A 6225-nucleotide genomic window follows, 5' to 3' on the forward strand; every position below is an offset into this window, starting at 1 on the left:
TCTCAAGCCTGCACATAAACCCAAGCCGCCAACCCCGAAGCCAACCCCACCGAAACCCGCTTATAGTCCGACACTTCATACGCATCCGCCGCTGCAAGCTCCTTCTCGGTAATCTGAAACACCATCCCCTCAACACTGTCCTCATTCCGCCCGCTCGGTGAAACAATCGGATGATGAGTCTTGCCACTCGCAGCCAACACCTCAGGATCGGTAATCTCCACCCAGCTTTTCGAATACCCCAGCATCGCATCCTGCTGACCCGCCAGTTCCCGACCAAAGTTGGCCAACTGCACAGCCTTGTCCTGCAACGTGCCGTAGGAAAACAAAAGCATGGGAAATTCGGTCGAGCGTTCCATTTCACTTCCTTGATAGAGCGTTAAGGGTTAAGCCAACAAATCTGCATAAAACGCACCATAAGCCTCGCTCGGGTGCGCAATCTGGATATCCAGGATCCAAAGTCCTTCATTAGGATACTGGTCAACGTCCCGAATATCACCGCCTCGATAAATCGCAAAGGGGAAATCGCTGACGCGGTGCCCTTTCTCCCAGCACCGGTTTGCCGTCGGTGTGTTGGTTGAAGGCTGTGAGGGTGTTGGTGCCAAGGTGCTGAGCGGGTGACCTCAAATATGCAGCCACGCCATCCCGCCCAACACCACACTCACGCCACCAGCGGTATACGCCATGCGCTTCAACCATTCCTTACGTGTCAGCAAGGTGATCGCCGCCAACGAAATAGCGATCTGAATCGCGGTCATCGCCTGTGCCCAGCGGTGATGTTGATGCAGCGCCTGCTCTGATTTTTCATCCCATTCCTTCGACGTCGCTTCGAGCTTTTCCGCTTGTTTGCGTACTTCTTCCTTCTGGGTTTTGTAGCGTTGGATCTCGTCGCTGTAGTGCGCCGCATCAACCCCGGGAATATGCGTGGCCAGCTCCGCGAGGTTCTGCCGGCTGGATTTGGCCTGGTAGTAATTCCATTGGTTGGCGGCTTCGGTCTTGAAGATGGCGGCGTTGTTTTTGTCCATCGCCGCTTCGCTTTCGGTGGAGCCGGCCTGGTAGCTGAGCATGGCGCCGACGGTGGCCATGATGGCGGTCATCACGGCAATGCGGCTGGCGAAATTGTCTCCGCGGCCGTGGGCATGTTCGGTGGTGTGTTCGACGTGTTTTTCGTGGGGGCTGGGGACTTCGAAGGCTTCGGACATAGGGGCGTCTATGAAGGGACTGAGGGAGTCTGATTCTTCACCAGCGAAGCTGTCTCAATCCTGTACGTAATGCTGCAAACCGGCCACCAGGGCATCAAAGGTGACGCGGCAACGCGGGCTGTTGCGCAGGTCTTCGTGCATGGTGACCCAGGTGTCCAGTTGCAGGGCAAAGGCGTCCGGCAGGACCCGGCTCAGGCGGGCGTCTTGCCGGGCCAGTTTGACCTGGCAGCCACCGATACCGGCGCCGGCGCGGATCAGGGCCAGTTGTGCGAGGTCGCTGTCGCTGCTGAGGGAAAAGGCGCTGCGCTCGAAGCCTTTGACGGCCAGGCTGCGGATGAAGGCGCTTTCCTGGTCGTAGCCGATGACTGAGTGGGCCGTCAGGTCATTCAGGCTCTGGGGCGTGCCGTGTTGTTGCAGGTAGTCGTTGCGTGCGTGCAGGCCGACTTCGATAACGCCGATGCGTTTCGCCAGCAGTTGTTCCTGGCTGGGTCGGACCATTCGCACGGCGATGTCGGCCTCCAGTTGCAGCAGGTCGAGCAGGCGATTGCTCAGCACCAGTTCGACCTTGAGGTGCGGGTGCTGCTGGCGCAGGCGGGTGATGATCAGCGGCAGGACTTCCACGCCGATCACTTCGCTGGCAGACACCCGCACCACGCCGCGCACTTCGGGGCCTTGGGGCGAAGCGGCCCGTTCAAGGGCGGCGGCGGTGGTTTCCATGGTTTCGGCGTGGGTGCGTAGGGTGAGGGCGACGGCCGTAGGCAGCAGGCCGCTGGCGGAACGGGTGAACAGCACCACGTTCAGGGATTTCTCCAGCGCAGCGATGTGCCGCCCTACGGTGGGTTGAGTGATGCCGAGCTGCCGTGCGGCCCCCGACAACGATCCTTCCTTGAGTACCCCGAGGAATGACCGGTAAAGCTCCCAACCAATAGTCGATGCCATGCATAAATGTATAGTATCTGGATGATCTTCGGCAATTCCTCTATAGCCCGCCCTCGAACAGAATCGCCTCATCAAACAACCCTCAGGGGAAAAAGCATGAACAAGGTTCTGGTGTTGGGCGCGACAGGCGGGGTTGGTGGCGAAGTGGCGCGGCAGTTGTTCGCTGCCGGCTGGCAGGTGTGCGCCCTGACGAGGGATGTGGATAAGGCCCACAAGCAGAACGCCGATTTCACATGGATAAATGGTGATGCGCTGAACCGCGAGGAAGTCGTCGCGGCGGCCAAGGAGTGTTCGGTGATCGTGCATGCGGTCAACCCGCCTGGTTATCAGCGCTGGGCAGAACTGGTGTTGCCGATGATCGATAACAGCATCGCGGCGGCAATCGCTGGAGGGGCGACGATTGTCCTGCCGGGCACGGTGTACAACTTCGGGCCTGATGCATTTGCGCGGTTGGAGGAAGATTCGCCGCAGCATCCACTTACCCGCAAGGGCGCGATCCGGGTGGAGATGGAGCAGCGTTTGCTTGAGGCGACCCAGCAGGGCGCCCGGGTGTTGATCGTGCGGGCAGGCGATTTTTTCGGCGCCAAGGCCGGCAGCAGCTGGTTTTCCCAAGGCTTGGTCAAGCCCGCAAAGCCGGTGGCCAACGTGACCTATCCAGGGGCGCCAGGTGTGGGACATCAGTGGGCTTACCTGCCTGACGTGGCGAGAACCATGGTCGAGTTGATTGCACGCCGCGACACCCTTGATGCCTTCGCCCGTTTTCATATGGCGGGGCACATAGATGCCGATGGTCGGCAGATGAGCCAGGCGATTCAGCGGGTGGTGTCACGCAGGACCGGCCGCCAGCCTTCTGTCAGGGCTTTCCCATGGTGGCTGCTGAAACTGGCCGCGCCCTTTGTCACCACCTTCCGCGAGATGCAGGAAATGCGCTACCTGTGGCAAACCGAGGTGCGCATGGATAACCGTCACTTGGTGCAAGTGCTGGGCAGCGAACCCCACACACCGTTGGATGAGGCGGTTGAGGCGACGTTAGTTGGTATTGGTTGCCTGCCTAAGAGCGCCTGATCAGGCGCACATACACCGCGAGGTTGATCAACAGCACCAGCGCGCCCAGCCCCAATTGAATCTGCGGCGTCAGCCCGGCCGGATAGATCAGGGTCAGGATGTAATGCTCGATGAAGCCACCACCATAACCGTCCTGCCCGGCCAAATGACGAAACAGATTTTCCCAGCGGGTCAGCGGGCAGGGCAGGTGGAACACTTCCACCGCAACGCCCCAGGCAGCAGCGGGCAAATGCAGCCACATCACGGGCCGCCATTTGAGGGCGAGCAAACCGCCAAACAGCACGAACAGAATGAACGACAGATGAAACAGCACCAGGCCGTCAGCGGCGAAGCGGTAGAGCATGATTGGGTTCGCTTTTTGAAAGGATCAGGTCCCGAATTCTTCCTTCAGGAACTCGATGAACACCCGCAATTTCTTCGGCGTGTTCGTACGGTTGAAGTAATACAAATACAGCGCGCTGTGGGCAATCCAGTCGTCCAGCACCTCCACCAACTCACCGCGTTGCAGGTGCTGCTCGACGCTGGAGCGCGCTACGTAGGCAAAGCCAAACCCGTCCAGCGCACCGCGCACCATCAATTCAACATCGTTGGTCGCCAGCCGGCCTTTTACCGTAACCCGCATCTGCTTGCCGGCTTTTTCAAAGTCCCAGCGGTGCAGCGAGCCGGTCTGCGCACTGCGGTAGTTGACGCACTCATGCTCCAGTAAATCGTGGGGATGAGTGGGCAGTTTGCGCCCCTGCAAATACTCCGGCGTGGCGACGATGACGAATCGCAACTGCGTCGCCACCGGCACCACCACCATGTCTTCGGCCAGCACATGGTCGTAGCGGATGCCCGCGTCAAAACCCTGGGCGACGATATCCACGAGGCTGTTGTCCACCGCCACTTCCAGGTTGATGCCCGGGTATTTGCGCAGGAAGCGCTGGAGCAACGGTTGCAGGACCATTCGGCTGGCGGTGGAGGGAATGTTCAGGCGCAAGGTACCGGCGGCGTCGACCGTAGCCGCTGCTACGCTGTGCAGGCTGGTTTGCAGTTCTTCCAGCAGCGGGGTGATCTTCTGGATCAATTGCTCGCCGGCCTCGGTCACGCTGACGCTGCGGGTGGTGCGGTTGAGCAGTTGCACGCCCAACTGTTTCTCCAGGGAGCGCACGCGATGGCTGACGGTCGACACCGAGAGGCTGCTGGCGTCGGCCGCCTGGGTGAAGCTTTTCGAGCGGGCGACCTGTAGGAACAGTCGCAATTGCTGGAAATCGGGCGTGTCCATTGTGTTGTATTTCCGAAAGGGCCTTGCAGATTATGCATCTTTTTAGCAAGAACAGCGGCGCGCATACTTTTCCTACACTCACGAGGATTGGCCCTTTATGACGACTTCCACCGCAAAACCCGTCTGGTTCATCACTGGCTGCTCCACCGGTTTCGGCCGCCAGCTGGCGTTGCACACCCTGAGCCTCGGCTACCCGACCGTGGTCACCGCACGTAATCCGCAACAGGTGCAGGACATCGTCGCCGGTCACGAAGACAACGCGCTGGTTCTGACGCTGGACGTGACCGACCAGGCCCAGGTCGAGGCGGCTGTCAAAGCGGCTGAAGAACGTTTCGGCCATATCGACGTACTGGTCAACAACGCCGGTGTTGGCTACTTCGGCTCCTTCGAAGAAAGCGACCTGGATGACGTGCGCAACATGTTCGAAATCAACGTATGGGGCCTGAGCGCCATGACTCGCGCGGCCTTGCCCGGCATGCGCGCCCGGCGCTCGGGCAGCATCGTGAACATTTCCTCGGTGGGCGGTGTGGCGGCGTTCCCGTCGCTGAGTTTCTACAATGCGACCAAGTTTGCGGTGGAGGGCCTTTCCGAGGCGCTTTCCCAGGAAGTCGCGCCGTTGGGCATCAAGGTGTTGCTGGTCGAGCCGGGCCCGTTCCGTACCGACTGGGCCGGGCGTTCGGCCAACGAGGCGGCTCACGGGATTGCCGACTACAAGGAAACGGCGGTGGCCCGTGCCAACATGGTCCGCAACTACAGCGGCAAGCAGCCGGGTGATCCGGTGCGTGCAGCGATTGCCATCGTCAAGGCGGTTGAGGCCGAGCAGCCGCCATTGCGCTTGCTACTGGGCAAGGCGGCGTTGACCTTTGCGCGGACCAAGGTGAAGGCATTGAGCGCGGATTTTGATGCGTGGGCTGAGGTGACTGAGGGCGCTGATTTTCCTGAGTGAAGCGCTGACAGGGTTCGGCACAGGCTCGTAACGGTTGCTAGCAGCGCAGGCGGGCCGTTATTGTGCTGAATCCTTTTAGTCCTTTTGCCCACGGATCTGTAGTGATGAATGCACCGCGTACCGCTGTCCCGATCAAGGCTGTCATTTTCGATATGGACGGGTTGTTGCTGGACACAGAAGGCATCTACACCGAAGTCACGCAGATCATCGCCGAACGCTACGGCCGTACCTATGACTGGGGGATCAAGCAGCACATCATTGGTCGCGGCGCCCAGGACCTGGCGGATTACGTGGTCAAGGCCCTGGACCTGCCGATTACGGCCGCCGAATTTTTGGTGATCCGCGAGCCACTGATGAGTGAGCGTTTCCCCAAGGCCTTGGGTATGCCGGGCGCTGAGGCGCTGGTGCGGCACTTGAAGGCGAATAACATTCCGATTGCCGTGGGCACCAGTTCGTCGCGCAATTCGTTTGGTCACAAAACCACGTTGCACCGTGAGTGGTTTGGGCTGTTCGACACTATCGTGACTGCGGATGACCCGGAAGTGGGAGCGGCCAAGCCAGCGCCGGATATCTTCCTGACGGCGGCGCGCCGCTTGGGTGTGGCGCCAGAGGATTGCCTGGTGTTTGAGGATTCGCCGTTTGGCGTGACGGCGGCGAAGGCTGCGCACATGACCGCGATTGCCGTGCCGGATGAGGCGATGGCGGACAGCAAGTACCACCATGCTGACCAGATTATTCGCAAGCTGGCGGAGTTTGATCTGGCGGCGTATGGGTTGCCGCCAATGCGTTGATCCCTCTAAAGCCACTGGATC

At 60.1% G+C, this 6225-nt stretch carries 8 protein-coding genes and 1 pseudogene; 3 read left to right on the top strand and 6 right to left on the bottom strand.

Annotated elements, in window-relative coordinates:
* Positions 1 to 2: 2 nt before the first annotated feature.
* The 4 genes and pseudogenes from SNL23_RS10175 to SNL23_RS10190 form a co-directional block, all read right to left on the bottom strand.
* A complete protein-coding gene (locus tag SNL23_RS10175; protein ID WP_318302184.1) occupies positions 3 to 356 on the bottom strand; it encodes a gamma-glutamylcyclotransferase family protein in 354 nt (117 codons plus the stop codon).
* A gap of 27 nt (positions 357 to 383) precedes the next feature.
* A pseudogene (locus tag SNL23_RS10180) lies at positions 384 to 542 on the bottom strand (M24 family metallopeptidase); the annotation flags it as partial.
* A gap of 78 nt (positions 543 to 620) precedes the next feature.
* The gene (locus SNL23_RS10185) at positions 621 to 1199 is read right to left on the bottom strand and encodes a DUF4337 domain-containing protein (protein ID WP_318302185.1); all 579 of its coding nucleotides are present in this window, start codon (positions 1197 to 1199) and stop codon (positions 621 to 623) included.
* Positions 1200 to 1253: 54 nt separating this feature from the next.
* Positions 1254 to 2138 carry a LysR family transcriptional regulator gene (locus SNL23_RS10190; protein WP_318302186.1) on the bottom strand — a complete coding sequence of 295 codons (885 nt, stop codon included), beginning with the start codon at positions 2136 to 2138 and terminating at the stop codon, positions 1254 to 1256.
* A gap of 96 nt (positions 2139 to 2234) precedes the next feature.
* On the opposite strand from SNL23_RS10190, the gene SNL23_RS10195 reads away from it, so the two are divergent.
* Entirely contained in the window at positions 2235 to 3203 is a 969-nt protein-coding gene (locus tag SNL23_RS10195) for an NAD-dependent epimerase/dehydratase family protein (RefSeq protein ID WP_318302187.1), read from the top strand.
* Here SNL23_RS10195 and SNL23_RS10200 read toward each other — a convergent pair.
* A complete protein-coding gene (locus SNL23_RS10200) occupies positions 3190 to 3546 on the bottom strand; it encodes a DUF2784 domain-containing protein (RefSeq protein WP_318302188.1) in 357 nt (118 codons plus the stop codon). The two genes, SNL23_RS10195 and SNL23_RS10200, sit on opposite strands and share 14 nt — an antisense overlap.
* Before the next feature lie 24 nt (positions 3547 to 3570).
* Positions 3571 to 4467, bottom strand: a complete 897-nt coding sequence (locus SNL23_RS10205; protein ID WP_076015120.1) for a LysR family transcriptional regulator — start codon at positions 4465 to 4467, stop codon at positions 3571 to 3573.
* Between the two features lie 97 nt (positions 4468 to 4564).
* On the opposite strand from SNL23_RS10205, the gene SNL23_RS10210 reads away from it, so the two are divergent.
* Together SNL23_RS10210 and SNL23_RS10215 are read left to right on the top strand one after the other, a co-directional pair.
* On the top strand, positions 4565 to 5413 hold the full coding sequence (locus SNL23_RS10210) for an oxidoreductase (RefSeq protein ID WP_076015121.1): 849 nt from the start codon (positions 4565 to 4567) through the stop codon (positions 5411 to 5413).
* Positions 5414 to 5517: 104 nt separating this feature from the next.
* Positions 5518 to 6204, top strand: a complete 687-nt coding sequence (locus SNL23_RS10215; RefSeq protein WP_167663666.1) for an HAD-IA family hydrolase — start codon at positions 5518 to 5520, stop codon at positions 6202 to 6204.
* Positions 6205 to 6225: the final 21 nt, after the last annotated feature.

The sequence above is a fragment of the Pseudomonas sp. SED1 genome (assembly GCF_034044025.1).
Lineage (GTDB): Bacteria > Pseudomonadota > Gammaproteobacteria > Pseudomonadales > Pseudomonadaceae > Aquipseudomonas.